Genomic DNA, 18,981 nt, shown 5'->3' with positions numbered 1-18,981 from the left:
CTAGGAGATCGACTGTGCGCACCAACGTGCTGGCCCCGCCCCCCGCCGGCAGCGACCTGAAGCCGATCTACGGCACCGGCGACCCCGGGGTGCTCGAACTCCTCCGGTTCTTCCGCAACCCGATCGAGCTGGTGGCCCGCCGCCGCGCGGCCTTCGGGGACATCACCTACGTCAAGGCGTTCGGCCTGGTGTTCGCCGTCCCGCTCACGGCCGACGGCACCGAGGCGGTGGCCATGAACCGGCAGAAGGCGCTGGCCGCCGAACCCGCCTGGGGTTTCCTCATCGGCCCCTTCTTCCGCCGCGGCATCCTGTTGATGGACTTCGAGGAGCACCGCCACCACCGGCTGATCCTGCAACAGGCCTTCAACAACAAGCACCTGCGCGGCTACCTGGACGAGATGCAGCCGATGCTGCGCCGGGGCGTCGAACGCCTTCCCACCGGCACGAACGTGCTCGTCCTGGACGAGCTCAAGGCCCTCACCCTGGACCTGGCCCTGGCGATCTTCCTCGGGATGGATCTGCCGCGCGACGAGGCCGATCGGATCAACAAGGCCTTCGTCGACTGCGTCAACGCCGGAATGTCCATCATCCGCAAGGACATTCCGGGAACCAAGTGGTCCAAGGGGCTGGCCGGCCGTCGCGTGCTCGAGGAGTTCTTCCGCCGGCACCTCCCCGCCAAGCGCGCCGCCGAGACGACCGACCTTTTCTCGGTGCTCTGCCACGCCCGGTCCGAGGAGGGTCACACCTTCACCGACGACGACGTGGTCAACCACATGATCTTCGTGCTGATGGCCGCGCACGACACCTCGACGATCACCCTCACCACCATGGCGTACTACCTGGCCAAACATCCCGAGTGGCAGGACCGGGCGCGGGCCCAGTCGCGTTCGCTGCCGCGTGAGATCAACTACGACAACCTCGGCGAGTTCACGGTGCTCGACGCCGTGATGAAGGAATCTCTCCGGCTGAACTCGCCGGTGCCCGGACTGGCCCGACGGGCGCTGGAGGACACCGAGATCAACGGGCATTTCGTCCCGAAGGGCACCTACGTCAGCGCGGTGGGCATGGTCAACCACCACAACCCGGACCTGTGGACCGATCCCGAACGCTTCGACCCGGACCGCTTCTCCCCCGAACGCGCCGAGGACAAGTCGCACCGCTACGCGTGGATGCCCTTCGGCGGCGGCGTGCACAAGTGCATCGGCCTGTACTTCGCCCAGATGGAGATCAAGACGATCATGCACAACCTGCTGCTCGAGTACGAGTGGTCGGTACCCGCGGACTACACCTGGAAGCTCGACAACTCCACGCTGCCGGTCCCGAAGGACCGCCTGCCGGTGACGCTGCGGGCGATCTGACGATGGATATGCTGGCGCACGATGACAACCCGACCAGGACCCGTTGCAGTGCCCGCCGCGACCGCGGAGCAGGCGATGCTCGACGCCGCCCGCGACGAGTTCGAGCGCTACGGGATCCGGCGCACCAACATGGACGACGTCGCCAAGCGCGCGGGGATCAGCCGCAGCACCCTCTACCGGCGGTTCCCGAACAAGGACGCCCTGGTCGAGGTGCTGATCCTGCGGGAGGCGGGGCTGTTCTTCGACCAGCTCGACCTCGTCGCCCGGGAGCTCGACCCGGCCCGCGCCGTGGTCGAGTGCTTCGCCCGGGGCATCGAGCTGACGCGGGAGATTCCGCTGCTCGGACGGATCCTCGAGAGCGAGCCGGAGCTGATGGTCGAGGTGGCCACCCGCACGGAGGGGGCGCCGATCGCGGTCACCTCGGTCCGGGTCGCCGCGACGCTGCGGCACAGCGGCGCCGAGATGCCCGAGGAGGACCTGCTCGCGGTCTCGGAGATACTCATCCGCGTCGCGATGTCACTGATGCTGCTCCCCCACGGGCAGTTGGACAGCACCGACCCCGCCGCGGTGCGCCGCTACGCCGAGAGGTACCTCGCCCGACTCGTGTGGTGACCGTCGGCCGCACCCGAGCAGGTGCGCCGTGCTGACCACGACCGCCCTCGACGCCCTGCTGGACCAGCTGCCCGCATCCACCGAGTTCTCCTGCGCCGCCGCACCGTTCACCGGCGAGCCGCTCCCCGCGGTCCCGCAGACCCCGGTCGAGTCCGTTGCCGCCGCGGCGGCCGTCGGCCGAACGGCGCAGCGGCAGTGGGCGGCCCGGCCGGTCCGGGACCGGCAGGCGGTCGCGGCCCGCTTCGCCCGGCTGCTGGTCGAGCACCACGACCGGCTCTGCGACCTCATGCAGTGGGAGACCGGCAAGGCCCGCATCCACGCGGCGGTGGAGGTGCAGGGCGTCGTCGTCACCGCGCTGCACTACGCCGCGCACAGCGCCGGCTACCTCGGCGAACGCCGCACCCGCGGCGCGGTGCCCGGCCTGGTGACCGCCCGCGTCGGCTACCGCCCCAAGGGGCTGGTCGGGGTGATTGCCCCGTGGAACTACCCGCTGTTCCTGGCCGTCGGGGACGTGATCCCGGCGCTGCTGGCCGGCAACGCCGTGCTCAGCAAGGCGGACTCGCAGGCCCCGCTGACCCTGCTCTACGCGCGGCAGCTGGCCGTGCGGGCCGGGCTGCCCGAGCCGGTGTGGCAGGTGGTCGCCGGCCCCGGACGGCTGCTCGGGCCCGCACTGGTGGACGCGGTGGACTACCTCAGCTTCACCGGTTCGACCGCCACCGGCCGGGAGATCGCCCGGCGCTGCGCCGACCGGCTGATCGGGGCCTCGCTCGAGCTCGGCGGCAAGAACCCGATGATCGTGTGCGCGGACGCCGACGTCACCGCCGCCGCCCGCGGCGCGGTGCAGGCGGTGTTCTCCAACGCCGGGCAGATGTGCATCGGGATCGAGCGGATCTACGTGCACGAGAAGGTGTTCGAGCGCTTCCTCGCCGAACTGACCGCCCGCACCGCCCGGCTGCGGGTCGGCGCCGGGTACGGCTACGACGTGGACATGGGCTCGCTCACCTCGCTGCGTCAGCTCGAGGCCACCGAAAAGCACGTCGCGGACGCGGTGTCCAAGGGCGCGACCGTGCGCACCGGCGGCCGGGCCCGGCCGGACCTGGGCCCGCTCTTCCACGAGCCGACCGTGCTCACCGGTGTCACCCCGGAGATGGCGGTGTACGCCGAGGAGACCTTCGGCCCCGTGGTCTCCGTGCACCGGGTGGCGTCCGACGCGGAGGCGGTCCGGCTGGCCAACGACGGCGAGTACGGCCTCAGCGCCAGCGTCTGGACCCGGGACCTGCGGCGCGGCCGCCGGATCGCGGCCGAGGTGGTCGCCGGTTCGGTGAACGTCAACGACGGATACCTGTCGGCGATCGCCTCGCTGGGCGCCCCGATGGGCGGCATGCGCACCAGCGGGTCCGGCCGACGGCACGGCCGCGAGGGCATCGTCCGCTACACCGAACCGCAGACCGTCACCACCCAGCGCGTCGCCACCGCCTACCCGGACCGGTTGCGCGGGCCGCTGCTGCGGGCGATGAACGCCGGCACCCGCGCGCTGGTCGCGGTGCGGCACCGAAGGATCCACGACCCGAAGGAGATCCACCCATGAGCAGAACCGACCTCACCGGCCGGGTCGTCGTGGTCACCGGCGGGGCGCGGGGCATCGGCCGGGCCACCGCGCAGGCGCTGCGCGAGGCCGGCGCCCGGGTCGCGATCGGCGACGTCGACGAGGCCGCGGTGCGGCGCACTGCCGAGGCCGACGGCCTGCACGGCGCCGTCCTCGACGTCACCGACCGCGCGTCGGTGCAGGCCTTCCTCACCGGTGTGCAGTCGAGCGTCGGGCAGCCGTGGGGCTGGGTGAACAACGCCGGGGTGATGCCGCTCGGCGCGCTGCTCGACCAGGACGACGAGATCGTCGACACGACCGTCGACGTCAACCTGCGCGGGGTGCTGAACGGCACCCGCGCCGCCGGCCGGGCCATGGCGGCGTCCGGCGGTGGCCGGATCGTCAACGTCGCCTCGGTGGCGGGCTGCATCCCGGTGCCGGGCATGGCCGTCTACAACGCCACCAAGGCCGCGGTGCTGTGCTTCGGTGACGCGGCCGACGCCGAACTGGCACCGCTCGGGGTGCGGGTGAGCACGGTGCTGCCGTCGTTCACCGACACCGGCCTGCTGACCGGCACCCACCCGGGCCGGCTGATCGCGCCGATCCCGCCGGAACGGGTCGCCGACGCCGTGGTGGCGGTGCTGCGCACCGGACGTCGCCGCGCCGTGGTGCCGGGCCGGCTGTCCGCGGTGCTGGCGTGGCCGCTGCTGCCGCGGCCGCTCGCCCGCCGGATGCGGAAGGTCACCGGGCTCGACCGGGTGTTCCTGGACGTCGACGCCGACCGCGCCGAGTACGACGCCCGCCTCCGCCGCTGACCCACCGGCCGACTGTGGGACGATCCAGGCCTTCACCACACCGACCCGAGGGGCCTCGTCCACATGTTCACCGCCGTCCTGCTGCTCGCCCTGTCCGCGGTGGGGTTCGTCGGCTACCGGCGACTGCGCCGCGATCCTGCACTGCGCGCGGACCTGTGGGCCCGCGTCCGGACGTACGCGCTGGCCGCCGGACTGCTGACGCTCGCGGCCGTGTCCCTGCGCCGGGGCCCCACGGGCGAGACCGCCCTCGTCCTGGCCTGCGCCGCGGTGCTGGTGCTTCCACTCGCCGCCCGGGCCACCGCGCAGGACCGGGCGGCGGTCCGCGAGTCCCAGCGCCGCGCACAACTGGGACTCGAACCGCGGCGGGCGCTGGTCAATGTCGCTGCGCTGCAGGCCCGTTGGGTGGCCGCGGGCGCGCTCGCCTACTACTGCACCGGGGGCTTCCGCGGCGTCGTCGAGCTCACCGCCGCGATCTCACACCACGTCCCGGACGCCGGCTGGGTGTTGCCCGCGGCGGCCGGGGCGGTCGCGGTGGCCGGGGGCACCCACGTGATCGTGCAGCGGCGCCGGGTGGCGGCGGAGGATGCCCGCCTGAACGCACTGGACCGGGCCGTCGGCTGACGGCCCGGTCCAGTGGCGCGGTGGGGCGGGCGCGAATGGGCCGATCTAGCTACCGAAGAACGGCAAGCCGAGTGATCCGAGCGAGCCGGTCGCCGGCGATTCGACTGTGACCGTGTAGGTCCCGAATCCGGCACCTACTCGGTGTTGCTCAGGTCCGCGCCCGCACAGTCGGAGAAGTTCATCGGATCGTCGTTGGGTTCGGCCGCGAACCTGGTACACGCTGCACCGAGGATTTCCCAAGGGGTCACCGCGGACGCGACCGAGCTCCCCGCGGCGAGGATCGCGGACACAGCGAGGACGGTGCTTCGATTCCGATCCGTAGGGCGTCGATCCGTAGGACCGGCAATTCCCGCTCAACGCACGGGACCGGGCCGTCAGAGCTGACGGCCCGGTCCGGTACTGCAGGTGTTTCGGGTCAGCCGCGGACGGCGGCGAGGATCTCCGCCAGCGCGCCGTCGGCGTCGACCTCGCGGGACTCGCCGGTGAAGCGGTCGCGCAGCTCCACCTTGCCGTCGGCCCAGCCGCGGCCGACGACGACCACCAGCGGGATCCCGAGCAGCTCGGAGTCCTTGAACTTCACGCCCGGCGAGGCCTTGCGGTCGTCGAGGATCACCGACAGCCCGGCCCGGTCCAGTTCGGCGGCCAGGCCCTCGGCACCCTCGCGGGCGGCGTCGTCCTTGTTCGCGATCACCAGGTGCACGTTCGCCGGCGACACCTCGGCCGGCCAGCGCAGGCCCTTCTCGTCGTGCATCTGCTCGGCGATCACCGCGACCAGGCGCGAGACGCCGATGCCGTAGGAGCCCATGGTGGGCCGGACCGGCTTGCCGTTCTCGCCGAGCACGTCGACGGAGAACACGTCGGTGTACTTGCGGCCCAGCTGGAAGACGTGACCGACCTCGATGCCGCGGGCCGCGACCAGCGGTCCGGCGCCGTCGGGCGACGGGTCGCCGTCGCGCACCTCGGCGGCCTCGATGGTGCCGTCCGGGGTGAAGTCGCGGCCGGCGACGAGGCCGACGACGTGCTTGCCCTCCTCGTCGGCGCCGGTGATCCAGCTGGTGCCGTCGACCACGCGCGGGTCGACGAGGTAGCGGATACCGTTCTCCTGCAACGCCTTCGGGCCGATGTAGCCCTTGACGAGGAACGGGTTGTTCTTGAAGTCGGTCTCGGTGATGAGCACGTACTCGGCCGGCTCCAGCGAGGCCTCGAGGCGCTTCTCGTCGACCTCACGGTCGCCGGGGATGCCGATGGCGAGCAGTTCCCACTCCCCGCCCGGCACCCGGGTCTTGACCATGATGTTCTTCAGGGTGTCGGCGCCGGTCACGGTCTTGCCGAGGTCCGCGCCGTTGGCCCACTCGACGAGAGTGTCGATGGTCTCGGTGCCGGGGGTGTCGTACACCTTCGCGTCGGGCAGCCCGTCGAACGGGATCGCCTCGGGCGCCAGCGTCTTGACGGCCTCGACGTTCGCGGCGTAGCCGGACTCGAGGCAACGGACGTAGGTGTCCTCGCCGATCGCGCTCTCGGCCAGGAACTCCTCCGAGGCACTGCCGCCCATCGCACCCGAGGTCGCGGAGACGATGACGTACTTGACGCCGAGCCGGGCCAGGATCCGCTCGTAGGTGTCGCGGTGCGCCTGGTACGACGCGGTCAGGCCCTCGTCGGTGAGGTCGAAGGAGTACGAGTCCTTCATCACGAACTCGCGGCCGCGCAGGATGCCGGCGCGGGGCCGCTCCTCGTCGCGGTACTTGGTCTGCACCTGGTACAAAGTGACCGGGAAGTCCTTGTAGGAGTTGTACTCGCCCTTGACGGTGAGCGCGAAGAGCTCCTCGTGGGTGGGGCCGAGCATGTAGTCGTTGCCCTTGCGGTCCTTGAGACGGAACAGCCCGGCGCCGTACTCGGTCCAGCGGTTCGACGTCTCGTAGGGTTCGCGCGGCAGCAGCGCGGGCAGCAGGATCTCCTGCGCGCCCATCGCGTCCATCTCCTCGCGGACCACCCGCTCGACCTCGCGCAGGACCCGCAGGCCCAGCGGCAGCCAGGAGTACACACCCGGCGCGATTCGGCGGACGTAGCCGGCCCGGACGAGCAGCTTGTGGCTGGCAACCTCGGCGTCGGCGGGATCGTCACGCAGCGTGCGGAGGAACAGGTGCGAAAGGCGGGTGATCACGGGGTATCAGACTAGTCGCCCGATGCGGGCCGCCGCGCGCACCCGGTACCGTTGCCGCTCGTGCTGGTTCTGCTGCCCCCTTCCGAGACCAAGTCCGACGGCGGCAAGGGCGCCCCGCTCGACCTGGGCGAACTGTCCCTGCCCACCCTGACGGCGACCCGCGAGGCTCTGGTCGATGCCCTCGTCGAGCTGTCCGCCGACACCGACGCGTCCAGCGTCGCACTGGGTCTGAGCGCCCACCAGACCGACGAGGTCGAGCGCAACGCGAAGCTCTGGGTCTCCCCGACCCGGCCCGCGCTCGAGCGCTACACGGGAGTGCTGTTCGACGCGCTCGACGCGAAGGCGTTCACCAAGGTCCAGCGGGAGAAGGCGTACCGGCGGCTCGCGATGGGGTCGGCGCTGTTCGGCGCGGTCCGGGCCGGCGACCCGATCCCCGCCTACCGGCTGTCCGGCGGCTCCAGGCTCCCGGGCTTCGGCACCCTGCAGTCACTGTGGAAGCCGGAACTGTCCGCCGCGCTGTCCGCGGAGGCGGACGGCGGCCTGGTGGTGGACCTGCGCTCCGGCACCTACCAGCAACTCGGGCCGGTCCCCGGCGCGGTCACCGCAACCGTGCTCACCGTCAAGCCCGACGGCAGCCGTTCCGTCGTCAGCCACTTCAACAAGCATCACAAGGGCCTGTTGGCTCGCGCCCTGTTGCTGTCCCGCGCCGAGCCGACCGACATCAAGGGCCTCGCCCGAGTGGCGACGAAGGCCGGACTGACCGTGGAGATCAGCTCGGCAACCGAACTGGTCGTCCTGACCTAGCCACACCAACCGACATGCGCACGGCGCGCACCGCGAAGGCCTCCTGTCTGCGAGTCACGACAGGAGGCCTTCGTCGTTCCAACGACCGGCCACAGCCGCTCCTCCGATTCCTCGTCCAGCCCGCCGGGGCAAGACCCCTGACCTCTTCGGGCGATGCGTCCAGAGACGTAGCCCACCAACTTGGACGTCCGGTCAGGTAACTTAGCCTCACCTAGCCAAATATAGGCTAACCTCACCAGAATTCTTTACTCCATACGGTGCCGTGACCTGCGGCTATGACCAGGAAGTAGGAAGATGCGCGCGTTAGGCAGGGCCGCATTCGCGACCATGGCGGTCGCCATGGCATTGACGGCGCCGGCGGGCGTTGCCGTCGCCAACCCCGATATCTCCGGCGACACGGCCACCCAGGCCGCCTCCGGCCCTGCGGTCACGACCGTCGGCAAGTCGACCGGCCTGAACGTCGACGGCGAGACCATCAGCGTCTCGGGCACCGGATTCTCCGGCGCGGGCGCCGGCATCTACGTCGGCCTCGCCCAGGACAACATGTTCTCCACCACCAACGCCGACGCCTGGATCTCCACGGTGTTCATCCGGTCCAGCGAGATCAGCGGCGGCGCGTGGTCCACCTCGGTCGAGGTGATGGCCGTCAGCGGTGGCTCGGACTGCACCGTGAACTCCTGCTCGATCTACACCGTCGCCGCGCACGGCTCGTCGGACCGCACCCAGGACACGCAGAATCGGGTGACCTTCGCCGCGGCGCCCACGACCACCACGCCGCCGCCCACGACCACGACGACCCCGCCTCCGACGACGACCACGACCACCACGGCGCCGCCTACCACGACCACCAAGCCCCCGGTGACCACCACGGCGACGCCCACCACGACCACCAAGCCGCCGACCACCACGACGACGGCACCGCCCACCACGACCACCAAGCCTCCGACCACCACGACGACGACGGCCAAGCCTCCGACGACGACCGCCAAGCCCCCGACGGGCAGCGGGCCGAGCGTGAGCGCCGACCGGACCAGCGGACTCAACGCCGCCGGCGACACGATCACCGTCACGGGCCGCGGCTTCTCGACCTCCGGGCCGGGTCTCTACATCGGTGTCGCCCAGATGAACCGGTTCTCGGTCACCGACGCCTCGGTCTTCCAGGACGCGAAGTTCATCAAGCCGTCCGACATGCCGGGCGGATCCTGGTCGGCAAAGCTCAACGTCTCGTCCACGTTCGCCGGTAGCGACTGCATCGCCAACGCCTGCGCCGTCTACACCCTGGCCGCCCACGGGTCGTCCGACCGCAGCCAGGACACCGTCACCCGCATCAGCTTCGGCGGCGGCACGGCGGGACCCGGCACACCCGCCGGACCCGGGACCCCCGAAACCCCGGCAGGACCCGACGCACCGGCCGGACCCGGTACCCCAGGAGCACCCGGAACCCCGGGAGCACCCGACGCACCCGCCGGTCCCGGCACCCCCGCGGGAGGCAGTCCCGGAACCGGCGGCGGCACGGTGACCTCCAACCCCAACCTGTCGGTGACGCTGTCGAAGGGCACCGACCTCGCGCCGGCCGGCGAGACCGTCACCATTTCCGGTTCCGGATTCTCCGGAGCGGCACCCGGCCTGTACGTCGGCCTCGTCCAGGACAACCGATTCTCCGCCACCGACGCGTCGGCGTGGATGACTACCGCCTTCCTCAAACCGGAGGCGATCTCCGGCGGCAACTGGTCCACCACCATGGAACTCCCCTCTGTCGTGGGCGACTTCGACTGCATGAGCAACACCTGCTCGATCTACACCGTCGCCGCACACGGCTCGAGTGACCGCAGCCAGGACTCCCGAACCCCGGTGAGCTTCGCCGGCGGCGTGGCGCCGGACACAACCGGCAAGCTGGCGGTCAATCCCGCCTCCAACAACACAGCGGGCGGGGCGAAGGTGGGCACGGCGGTCTCGACGAAGGGCAAGGTGGGAGCGGGAAACAGCGTGGCAGTCACCCTGTCGAAGTCGAGCGGCCTCAAGGTCGACGGCGACACCATCACCATCTCGGGCACCGGGTTCTCCAGCAGCGGCCCCGGCATCTACGCCGGCCTGATCCAGGACGACAAGTTCTCCACCACCGACGCGGGGGCCTGGATGACCACGGCGTTCATCACGCCGAACAAGATCGTCGACGGCGCCTGGTCCACCACCATGGACGTGATGGCCGTCAAGAGCGACTCCGACTGCACCAAGAACGCCTGTTCCGTCTACACCATTGCCGCCCACGGCTCGAGTGACCGCAGCCAGGACAGCCAGACGCCCGTCACCTTCGGCGACGACCCGGCAGGCGCGAAGGAGGCCGCCCTGGCCGCGGCCGACGGAACCTCGGCTTCGGGCGGCTCCGACTCCCCCGCCGCCCTCCGCAGTCTCTCCAGCACGTTCACGGAGGGCACCGCCTGGATCGCGCCGCTCCTGATCGGGGGCGGCGTCGGAGCCGCGATCGCCGTGGCAACGACGTTCGCAGTACGCCGCCGGAGCTCGTAACCGCCCGCGCACACGACCGACCGACGGTCGGGGTACTGACGCGCCCAAATCTGCCATGACCTGCGGATTCATTCCCACGAATTGCCGTCGAACGTGGTCAGATTCGTCCGATTCGTCCCTGGACAAACGACCGGAACTTAGGTTAGCTTTTCCTAACTCTCCCCCGTAGCTGATGCCGTCACGGCGGCTCACACAAGAAAGCAGGAACATGCGCACGTTCAACAAGGCAGCGACCGCGGCCGTTGCCGCCACGATCGCGTGGACGATGTCCGCCGGCGTCGCAGGAGCGTTCACCACCCCGTTCGGCGACATCGACACCGGATCGCTGGGCAGCGTCGGTTCCAGTACCCCGGAGCCCGAAGGCCCGGGGACCGAGGATCCGGCACCGGCAGTGACGCTGTCGAAGTCCACCGACCTCACCGCCGCCGGCGACACCGTCACCGTCTCGGGCACGGGCTTCTCCGGCGCCGGCGCCGGCCTCTACGTCGGGCTCATCCAGGACAGCAAGTACTCCGCCACCGACTCGACCGCGTGGATGACCACCAAGTGGCTCAAGCCCGCCGACATCACCGCCGGCGCCTGGACCGCCACCATCGACGTCGCCGCCGTCGTCAACGGCTCGGACTGCCTCGCCAACACCTGCTCGATCTACACCGTCGCGGCCCACGGCTCCGCCGACCGCACCCAGGACACCAAGACCCCGGTCACCTTCAAGGCACCCGTCGTCGTGCCCGCCGGACCGGCGGTGACGCTGTCGACGGCCACCGACGTCGCCGCGGCCGGCGAGACCATCACCGTCTCCGGCACCGGCTTCTCCGGCACCGGCCCGGGCATCTACGTCGGCCTCGTCCAGGACAGCAAGTTCTCCGTCACCGACGCCGGCGCCTGGATGACGACCGCATTCATCCGTCCGACCCAGATCGTCGGCGGCGCCTGGACCGCCACCGTCGACGCCGCCGCCGTCGTCAACGGCTCGGACTGCCTCGCCAACACCTGCTCGATCTACACCGTCGCCGCCCACGGCTCCGCCGACCGCACCCAGGACACCAAGACCCCGGTGAGCTTCGCGGCACCCGCGGCCACGGCTGCCTCGGAGTTCCGGACCGTCGCCGGCAAGAGCCTGCCGGTCGCTCCGGTGCTGGCCTGGCTGTGACGTCGCACCAGAACTGAGACCGCTTCACCACTGAGGTCTGGCCTTCGCTCTCCGGAGCGGAGGCCAGACCTTTTGAGGCCGCCGCGGGCGCACGGGCGCAGACTGGACGGAAGGGGAACGGTGCGGATGGAGCGGACCACGTGTTGCGTAGTGGGCGGGGGTCCCGCCGGGATGGTCCTCGGGCTGCTGCTCGCGCGGTGCGGTGTGCCGGTCACGGTCCTCGAGAAGCACGGCGACTTTCTCCGTGACTTCCGTGGTGACACCGTGCATCCCTCGACGCTGTCGCTGCTGGACGATCTCGGCCTCGGCGAGCGGTTTGCGCGGCTGCCCCAGCGTCACGTGCACACGGTCCAGTAGCCCGTCGGCCGGGACGGGACGCGGCTCACCGTCGGCCGTTTCGACACGCTGCCCGGCCGGTACAAGTACATCGCGATGGTGCCCCAGTGGGACCTGCTGAACCTGCTCGCGGACGAGGGACGCAACGAACTCGACTTCGACCTGCGGATGAGCACCGAGGCGATCTCGTTCCTCCGCGAGGACGGGCGGGTCGCCGGCGTCCGGTACCGCACGCCGGACGGCACCGTCGGCGAACTGCGTGCCGCGCTCACCGTCGCGTGCGACGGCCGCGGCTCGCTGGCGCGGCAACTTCCCGAACTGCGACTGCGGCAGTTCCGCTGCCCCATGGACGCCTGGTGGTTCCGGCAGCCGCGCTCACCGCAGGATCCGGAGGGACTCGTCGGCAACGCCGGAGACCGCTTCCTCACCGCGATGATCGACCGCGGCGACTACTGGCAGTGCGCCGTCATGATCCCCAAGGGCACGGACGCCGAGCGACGTGCCGCCGGACTCGACCGGTTCCGGGGCCAGTTCGCGGACACCGCACCCTGGCTCGGCGGGCGCGTGCACGCACTGCGGTCCTGGGACCAGGTGCAACTCCTCGACGTGCGGCTCGACCGGTTACGGCACTGGCACCTGCCGGGACTGCTGTGCATCGGAGACGCGGCGCACGCGATGTCGCCGATCTTCGGCATCGGCATCAACCTGGCCGTCCAGGACGCGGTCGCCGCCGCCCGGCATCTCGCCGCGCCCCTGATGACGGACACGGTCACTTCGGGGGACCTGCGCCGGGTCCAGCGCCGTCGCTGGCCGACCGCCGCCGCAACGCAGGCGTTACAGCGCCTCGCGCACGCCAGGGTCATCTCGCCGGCGCTGGCGGGGACCGTCTCCGCGGACGCCGCACGGCCTGCGCCGCGGGTGGTGCGGGCGATCATGGCGACCCCGGGACTCTCGCGGCTGCCCGGCTACTTCTTCGCCTACGGCGCGGTGCGCGAACGCCCACCGGCCGCGGCCCGGCGCTGACCAGGCAGCTCCGTTGCTCGTGCGCGTCTGACGGGTCCGTAGGACATCCGCGCACGGGCGGCGCAGCCGCCTACGCCTCCTGCGCGGCCTTCTCCGCGGCCTGCGCCTGCGCGACCTCTTCGGGGGTGAACCGGATGAACAGCGCGACGACGGCGGCCAGCGCGGCGAAGATCGCGCAGCCGAGCAGCGCGAACGTGTAGCCCGAGCTCAGCGCGTCGAGCTGGTCCGGCGTCATGTCGGCCGCCGGGCCCGAGATGCCGCCCAGCGAGAGGGTCCGCGAGGTGGCCATCGCGCCGACGATCGCCAACCCGATCGGGCCGAACAGCACCTGCGCCACCTGGGCGATCGCGGCCAGCGGGCCGATCTCGTGCTGCCCGACCCCGGCGATCGCGCACAGCGGCAGCGGCACCACGGCCAGGCCCACCCCGAAGCCGATCACCATGACCAGCGCGAACATGTCCTGCATGTAGCTCGACGAGGAGTCCAGCGTGGAGCCGTACAACAGCCCCAGCGCGGTGATCACGGTGCCGGTCACCACCAGCCAGCGCGGCTGGATCCGCATCGCCAGCTTGGACGCCACGAAGGCCGCCGCGCCGAGCCCGAACGCGAACGGCACGAACGCCAGGCCGGCGCGCAGCGGGGTGAAGTCGAGGATGTCCTGGACGAACAGCGCGACGAAGGGGGCCAGGCTGAACATCACCGCGCCGACGAGCGCGATCGCCGCGAACGTCGCGACCCGGTCCCGGTTGCGGAACAGCGAGAACGGCAGCAGCGGGTTCTCGGCCCGGCGCTCGACGACGAGGAACGCCGCCAGCAGCGCGGCACCGCCGACCAGCGCGACGATCACCGCGGGACTCGCCCAGCCCAGCTCGGCGCCCTCGGTGAACCCGAACACGATGCCGGTGCAGCCGAGGGTCGCGAGGATCGCGCCGGGGACGTCCAGGCGCAGTCGCTCGGCGCTGGTCTCCACCAGCGAGCCGAAAGCCAGCCCCATGATCAGCAGCCCGATCGGCACGTTGATCAGGAAGATCCACCGCCAGGACACCTCGGTCAGCGCCCCGCCGACGATCAGGCCGGTGACCGACCCGATCCCGGTCATCGCCGCGAAGATCGCGATCGCCTGGTTGCGCACGGGGCCCGGCGCGAACGTCGTCGCGACCAGTGCCAGCGCGGTGGGCGAGGCGATCGCGGCGCCGACGCCCTGCAGGGCGCGCGCGGCGATCAGGGTGAACTCCCCCACCGCGATCCCGCAGAACAACGAGGCCAGGGTGAACAGCGCGACACCGCCGATGAAGACCCGTTTGCGCCCGAACGCGTCGCCGAGCCGGCCGCCGAGCAGCATCAGACCGCCGTAGGTCAGCGCGTACGAGGTGATCACCCAGTTCCGGCCGGAATCGCTCAGAATCAGGTCGTCCTGGATGCGGGCCAGGGCCAGGGAGGCGACGGTGCCGTCGAGCACCATCATGAGCTGCATGCCGCCGAGGACGACGATGGCCAGCCCGAATGCCCTCGTGGTCACGGGGTACTTCACTGCGGTGGTTTCAGGCACGGACGATCACGTTACCCAGCGTCAACAGAAAAGCCCGCCACCGGCCCGATGACAATGATCGCCGGCGGCCGGATCTCCTCCTCGCGGACCCGGGCCGCGACGGTCGCCAGGTCGGCGCGCAGCACCCGCTGCGAGCGGGTGGTGCCCTCCTGCACCACGGTGACCGGCGTCTCGGCGGGCCGGCCGCCCGCCATCAGCACGTCCGCGAACTTCTCGATCCGCTCGACGGCCATCAGCAGCACCAGGGTGCCCTTGAGCCGGGCCAGCGCCGACCAGTCGGTGAGCGAGTCCGGGTGGTCCGGCGCGACGTGTCCGCTGACCACCACGAACTCGTGGGTGACGCCGCGGTGGGTGACGGGGATGCCGGCCGCGGACGGCACCGAGATGGCGCTGGTGATGCCGGGCACCACGGTGACCGGGACCCCGGCCGCCGCGCAGGCCTCGAGCTCCTCGAAGCCGCGGCCGAAGACGTACGGGTCGCCGCCCTTGAGCCGGACCACGAACTTGCCGGCCTTGGCGTTGTCGATCAGCGCGGCGTTGATGGCCTCCTGCGCCATCGCCCGGCCGTACGGGATCTTCGCGGCGTCGATGACCTCGACCTGCGGGCCGAGTTCGGCCAGCAGCTCCGGCGGGGCCAGCCGGTCCGCGACCACCACGTCGGCGCGGGCCAGCAGCCGCCGGCCGCGGACGGTGATCAGGTCCGGGTCGCCGGGGCCGCCGCCGACCAGCGCGACGCCCGCGACGTGCGGCTCGGCGTCGTCCGAGATCGACCCGGACTGCAGCGCGTCGACGATCGCGGTGCGCACGGCGGCCGAGCGCCGGTGCCGGCCGCCCGCGAGCACGCCCACCTCGAGGCCGTCGAAAGTCGCGGTGGCCGGGGTGACGGCGGTGCCGTTGCGGGCGCTGTCGGCGCGCACGCAGAAGATCCTGCGGCGCTCCGCCTCGGCGACGACGGCGGCGTTGGTCTCCGGCTCGTCGGTGCACGCGATGGCGTACCAGGCGCCGTCCAGGTCGCCGTCTGCGTAGTCGCGCAGCTCGACGGTGATCTGGCCGCCGGTGGCCATCCCCTCGACCGCCGGGGTGACGGCCCGGCTGACCACGTGCACCCGCGCGCCGGACGCGACGAGCAGTCCGAGTCGACGCTGGGCGACGGTGCCGCCGCCGACGACCACCACCCGACGGTCGGTCAGGTTGAGTCCAACCAGGTAGTTGGGCTCGTCAGCGGCCGCTGCAGGCACTTCGGTCTCCTTCACAGAGGTAGGTCTCGTAGGTCACCAGACATTACGGGCCACCGCCACGGTCACGCCATTTCTGGCGCGCTTGGGCACCAGCAGGTCGCCGCCGCCCGAACCGAGCACGGCCGCGGCCTCCGCGACGCTGGGCGTGCCGACCGCGTCCGCGACCCGGCCCGACGGGGTGGGCACCTCGACCGCCTCGAGCTCGTCGGCGGTGAAGCCGAGCACCGGCACCCCGAGCTCGGCGGCCGCGACGGCGATCGACGACTCCGTGGCCTTGCGCTCGAGCGTCGCCAGTGCGTAGAGGTCCTGCGGGTCGTCGATGACCTCGCTGATCGCGGCGAGCACCACGTCCGGGTCCATCCCGTCCCGGACGCCGATTCCTACCACCAGATCACCCATGAGATACCTCGAATTCTGTTGCTGCGTCCACGAATCGGCGCACCGACCGCGGACTTCCGGCCGGGTGCGTGTGCAGGTACGACGCGTGCACGCCGCCGCCGGCGAAGCCCTCCCGGGTCGACGCCCCCGCGGCCCGCCAGCCCCAGGCGGGCGTCCAGCCGTCCACCTCGGTGACGTCGAGACGGGTGCGGTGGAACTCGTGCCCGGTCACCCGGGCACCGGCCTCGAGCAGCACGGAGTCCCCCAGCGCCACCGCGTCGCGGTAGCCGAGGGTCAGTTTCGTGCCGAACTGGGCGTCGACCCCGATGACCCCGGCCATCGGGTGCCCGTCGAGCCGCCGGGCCAGGTAGAGCAGGCCCGCGCACTCGGCGTGGATCGGCATCCCGCGCCGGGCCAGCTCGCGCACCGAGGTCAGCAGCTCCGCGTTCGCGGCGAGCTGCGGCGCGTGCTCCTCGGGGAAGCCGCCGGGCAGGACCAGCGCCGCGGTGCCGGCGGGCAGTTGCTCGACGGTGGGGTCGAACACCCGCACCCGCGCGCCGGCGGCCTCGAGCAGCTCGCGGTGCTCGGCGTAGCCGAAGGTGAAGGCCGCGCCGCCCGCCACCGCCACCACCGGTGCGGYGGGGCCGGGCCCGCCGACCTCGGCGACGGCGTCCCAGGCCGGGCCGGGCGCCCCCGCGCGGGCCAGCGCGCGCACGGCGGCCAGGTCCACGTGCCGGGCGATCAGCTCCGTCATCGCGGCCACCGCGTCGGTGGCGGCGTCGCCGTGCTCGACGGCGGTGACCAGCCCGAGGTGACGGGACGGGACGGCGAGCTCGGCGAGCCGCGGGACCGCGCCGAGCACCGGCACCCCGACCCGCTCGCAGGCCTGCCGCAGCACCTGCTCGTGCCGCTCGCTGCCGACCCGGTTGAGGATCACCCCGCCGATCCGCACGCCGGCGTCGAAGGTCGCGAAGCCGTGCAGCGTCGCGGCCAGCGACTGGCTGTGCCCGCGGGCGTCGACCACCAGCACCACCGGCGCCCCCAGCAGGGTGGCCACCTGCGCGGTGGACCCCTCGGCGGCGCCGTCGGGCGCGACGTCGGAGATCTTGCCGTCGAACAGGCCCATCACACCCTCGACGACGGCGATGTCGCACCCGGCGCTGCCGTGCCGGTACAGCGGGCCGATCCGGTCGGCGCCCACCAGGACCGGGTCCAGGTTCCGGCCGACCCGGCCCGCGGCCAGGCCGTGGTAACCGGGGTCGATGTAGTCCGGGCCGACCTTGAACGGCGCCACCCGGTCCCCGGCGGCGCGCAGTGCACCGATCAGACCCGTTGCCACCGTGGTCTTTCCGCTGCCCGACGCCGGGGCCGCGATCACGACCGCGGGTGTCACCATTCGATACCCCGCTGGCCCTTGCGGCCGGCGTCCATCGGGTKCTTGACCTTCGTCATCTCGGTGACCAGGTCGGCGGCGTCGATCAGCGCCTGCGGCGCGTCCCGGCCGGTGATCACGACGTGCTGGTTGCCGGGCCGGTCCCGCAGCACCCGCACCACCTCGTCGACGTCCACCCAGCCCCACTTGAGCGGGTAGGTGAACTCGTCGAGGACGTAAAAACGGTGCTCCTCGTTGGCAATTCGCCGGGCGATCTCCTGCCAGCCCTCCAGCGCGATCTGCGCGTGGTCCTCGTCGCTGCCCTTCTTGCGGGTCCACGACCAGCCCTCGCCCATCTTGTGCCACTGCACGGGGCCGCCGACGCCGGTGGCGGTGTGCAGGTCGCCGAGCGCGCGGAACGCGGCCTCCTCGCCGACCTTCCACTTGGCACTCTTGACGAACTGGAACACCCCGATGTCGAAACCCTGGTTCCAGGCGCGCAGCGCCATCCCGAACGCGGCGGTCGACTTCCCCTTGCCGGGCCCGGTGTGCACGGCCAGCACCGGCGCGTTGCGGCGCTGCCGGGTGGTCAGACCGTCGTCGGGGACGTTCTCCGGAAGCGGGACTCCCTTGGGCATCGTGACGACTCCTTCTCTTCCGGCCGAACTCAGGCCGCGAACTTGGACGTGCCGGCGCGCACCACGCCGGCCACCTGCTCTGCCGACAGCTCGTCGAGCCGGACGTACGCGCCACGCAGCGCCGTCGCGAGCTCGCGGGCCAGCCCGAGCCGGATCATCCCGGACTCGCAGTCGACGACCACCGAGGCGACCGACGCGTCGGCGAGCAGGCCGGCGGCGACCTTCGCGCGCTGGACCGGGTCGACGCCGCCGGTGGCGCGGCCGTCGGTCAGCGCCACCACCAGGGCGCGTCGTTGCGGGTCCCGGACCTTCTCCCGGAGCACGACCCTGCGGGCCTCCAGGAATCCCTGCGCCAGCGGGGTCTTGCCGCCGGTGCGCAACGACGCCAGCCGCCGGACCGCGACGTCCACCGACGAGGTGGGCGGCAGCACCAGCTCCGCGGAGCTGCCGCGGACGGTGATCACGGCGACCTTGTCGCGGCGCTGGTAGGCGTCGCGCAGCAGCGAGACGATGGCGCCGGTGACCGCGGAGAGCCGGTCCCGGGCGGCCATCGAGCCGGACGCGTCGACCACGAAGAGCACCAGGTTGCCCTCGCGGCCCTCGCGGTGCGCTCCCCGGATGTCACTGGGCGCCAACTTCATTCGGCCCGCCGTCCGGCCGCGCACCACCTGGTGCTCGGCGGCGACGAACAGGGTGCCGACCAGGTGCAGCCCGTGCCCGCGCTCGGCGGTGGAGCGGACGGTGCGGCCCTGCGGGGACCGCGACCGGGAGCGGCGGCCGGGCGCGCCCTCGCCGACGCCGGGGATCTGCAG

General features: G+C 71.9%; 16 protein-coding genes and 1 pseudogene. 9 read left to right on the top strand and 8 right to left on the bottom strand.

Annotated features, from left to right (window positions below):
- The first annotated feature begins 14 nt into the window (after nucleotides 1-14).
- The 5 genes from AC1DU4_RS23925 to AC1DU4_RS23905 all read left to right on the top strand — a co-directional run bounded on the left by AC1DU4_RS23925 (nucleotide 15) and on the right by AC1DU4_RS23905 (nucleotide 4,991).
- On the top strand, nucleotides 15-1,358 hold the full coding sequence (locus tag AC1DU4_RS23925; protein ID WP_477844128.1) for a cytochrome P450: 1,344 nt from the start codon (nucleotides 15-17) through the stop codon (nucleotides 1,356-1,358).
- Between the two features lie 21 nt (nucleotides 1,359-1,379).
- On the top strand, nucleotides 1,380-1,970 hold the full coding sequence (locus tag AC1DU4_RS23920; protein ID WP_477844124.1) for a TetR/AcrR family transcriptional regulator: 591 nt from the start codon (nucleotides 1,380-1,382) through the stop codon (nucleotides 1,968-1,970).
- Between the two features lie 28 nt (nucleotides 1,971-1,998).
- Nucleotides 1,999-3,558 (top strand): succinic semialdehyde dehydrogenase, encoded by a 1,560-nt coding sequence (locus tag AC1DU4_RS23915; protein WP_477844122.1) that lies wholly within the window; start codon nucleotides 1,999-2,001, stop codon nucleotides 3,556-3,558.
- Nucleotides 3,555-4,370, top strand: a complete 816-nt coding sequence (locus AC1DU4_RS23910) for an SDR family NAD(P)-dependent oxidoreductase (RefSeq protein ID WP_477844120.1) — start codon at nucleotides 3,555-3,557, stop codon at nucleotides 4,368-4,370. Before AC1DU4_RS23915 ends, AC1DU4_RS23910 begins: the two co-directional genes overlap by 4 nt.
- 63 nt (nucleotides 4,371-4,433) lie before the next feature.
- Entirely contained in the window at nucleotides 4,434-4,991 is a 558-nt protein-coding gene (locus tag AC1DU4_RS23905; RefSeq protein ID WP_477844118.1) for a hypothetical protein, read from the top strand.
- Between the two features lie 134 nt (nucleotides 4,992-5,125).
- On the opposite strand, the gene AC1DU4_RS23900 is transcribed toward AC1DU4_RS23905, so the two are convergent.
- The gene (locus AC1DU4_RS23900) at nucleotides 5,126-5,281 is read right to left on the bottom strand and encodes a hypothetical protein (protein WP_477844116.1); all 156 of its coding nucleotides are present in this window, start codon (nucleotides 5,279-5,281) and stop codon (nucleotides 5,126-5,128) included.
- A 125-nt stretch (nucleotides 5,282-5,406) separates the two neighbouring features.
- On the bottom strand, nucleotides 5,407-7,152 hold the full coding sequence (locus AC1DU4_RS23895; RefSeq protein WP_477844114.1) for a proline--tRNA ligase: 1,746 nt from the start codon (nucleotides 7,150-7,152) through the stop codon (nucleotides 5,407-5,409).
- Nucleotides 7,153-7,212: 60 nt separating this feature from the next.
- Here AC1DU4_RS23895 and yaaA point away from each other — a divergent pair, with 60 nt between their 5' ends.
- The 4 genes and pseudogenes from yaaA (at nucleotide 7,213) to AC1DU4_RS23875 (ending at nucleotide 12,994) form a co-directional block, all read left to right on the top strand.
- Complete coding sequence (yaaA, locus tag AC1DU4_RS23890) at nucleotides 7,213-7,956, top strand: peroxide stress protein YaaA (RefSeq protein WP_477844112.1); 744 nt, start codon at nucleotides 7,213-7,215, stop codon at nucleotides 7,954-7,956.
- 294 nt (nucleotides 7,957-8,250) lie between these two features.
- Complete coding sequence (locus AC1DU4_RS23885) at nucleotides 8,251-10,482, top strand: hypothetical protein (protein WP_477844110.1); 2,232 nt, start codon at nucleotides 8,251-8,253, stop codon at nucleotides 10,480-10,482.
- A 208-nt stretch (nucleotides 10,483-10,690) separates the two neighbouring features.
- Complete coding sequence (locus tag AC1DU4_RS23880; RefSeq protein ID WP_477844108.1) at nucleotides 10,691-11,635, top strand: hypothetical protein; 945 nt, start codon at nucleotides 10,691-10,693, stop codon at nucleotides 11,633-11,635.
- Between the two features lie 126 nt (nucleotides 11,636-11,761).
- Nucleotides 11,762-12,994 (top strand): annotated as a pseudogene (locus AC1DU4_RS23875) (FAD-dependent oxidoreductase).
- Nucleotides 12,995-13,064: 70 nt separating this feature from the next.
- On the opposite strand, the gene AC1DU4_RS23870 reads toward AC1DU4_RS23875, so the two are convergent.
- From AC1DU4_RS23870 to AC1DU4_RS23845, 6 genes are all read right to left on the bottom strand, one after another.
- Nucleotides 13,065-14,468, bottom strand: a complete 1,404-nt coding sequence (locus tag AC1DU4_RS23870; protein WP_477844126.1) for an MFS transporter — start codon at nucleotides 14,466-14,468, stop codon at nucleotides 13,065-13,067.
- An 86-nt stretch (nucleotides 14,469-14,554) separates the two neighbouring features.
- Nucleotides 14,555-15,781: a uroporphyrinogen-III C-methyltransferase gene (cobA, locus tag AC1DU4_RS23865; protein ID WP_072846388.1), complete on the bottom strand. Its 1,227-nt coding sequence runs from the start codon at nucleotides 15,779-15,781 to the stop codon at nucleotides 14,555-14,557.
- Between the two features lie 33 nt (nucleotides 15,782-15,814).
- Complete coding sequence (locus AC1DU4_RS23860) at nucleotides 15,815-16,180, bottom strand: cobalamin biosynthesis protein (protein ID WP_477844106.1); 366 nt, start codon at nucleotides 16,178-16,180, stop codon at nucleotides 15,815-15,817.
- Nucleotides 16,173-17,555 (bottom strand): cobyrinate a,c-diamide synthase, encoded by a 1,383-nt coding sequence (locus AC1DU4_RS23855; protein ID WP_477844104.1) that lies wholly within the window; start codon nucleotides 17,553-17,555, stop codon nucleotides 16,173-16,175. Before AC1DU4_RS23855 ends, AC1DU4_RS23860 begins: the two co-directional genes overlap by 8 nt.
- A complete protein-coding gene (gene cobO / locus AC1DU4_RS23850) occupies nucleotides 17,549-18,169 on the bottom strand; it encodes a cob(I)yrinic acid a,c-diamide adenosyltransferase (RefSeq protein ID WP_477844102.1) in 621 nt (206 codons plus the stop codon). The genes AC1DU4_RS23855 and cobO overlap by 7 nt, the downstream gene beginning before the upstream one ends.
- Before the next feature lie 29 nt (nucleotides 18,170-18,198).
- The coding region (locus AC1DU4_RS23845) for a vWA domain-containing protein (RefSeq protein ID WP_477844100.1) at nucleotides 18,199-18,981 on the bottom strand (783 nt) is incomplete at its 5' end.

It is taken from the genome of Rhodococcus sp. P4_F5, assembly GCF_056401315.1.
This window is presented reverse-complemented; position numbering and strand designations above follow the sequence as displayed.

What these genes read in the sequence shown, in the direction of transcription:
- AC1DU4_RS23880 (WP_477844108.1), top strand. Translation starts at nt 10,691, where the DNA reads ATGCGCACGTTCAACAAGGCAGCGACCGCGGCCGTTGCCGCCACGATC.
- AC1DU4_RS23910 (WP_477844120.1), top strand. Translation starts at nt 3,555, where the DNA reads ATGAGCAGAACCGACCTCACCGGCCGGGTCGTCGTGGTCACCGGCGGG.
- AC1DU4_RS23920 (WP_477844124.1), top strand. Translation starts at nt 1,380, where the DNA reads ATGACAACCCGACCAGGACCCGTTGCAGTGCCCGCCGCGACCGCGGAG.
- AC1DU4_RS23860 (WP_477844106.1), bottom strand. Translation starts at nt 16,180, where the DNA reads ATGGGTGATCTGGTGGTAGGAATCGGCGTCCGGGACGGGATGGACCCG.
- AC1DU4_RS23905 (WP_477844118.1), top strand. Translation starts at nt 4,434, where the DNA reads ATGTTCACCGCCGTCCTGCTGCTCGCCCTGTCCGCGGTGGGGTTCGTC.
- AC1DU4_RS23870 (WP_477844126.1), bottom strand. Translation starts at nt 14,468, where the DNA reads ATGCAGCTCATGATGGTGCTCGACGGCACCGTCGCCTCCCTGGCCCTG.
- AC1DU4_RS23885 (WP_477844110.1), top strand. Translation starts at nt 8,251, where the DNA reads ATGCGCGCGTTAGGCAGGGCCGCATTCGCGACCATGGCGGTCGCCATG.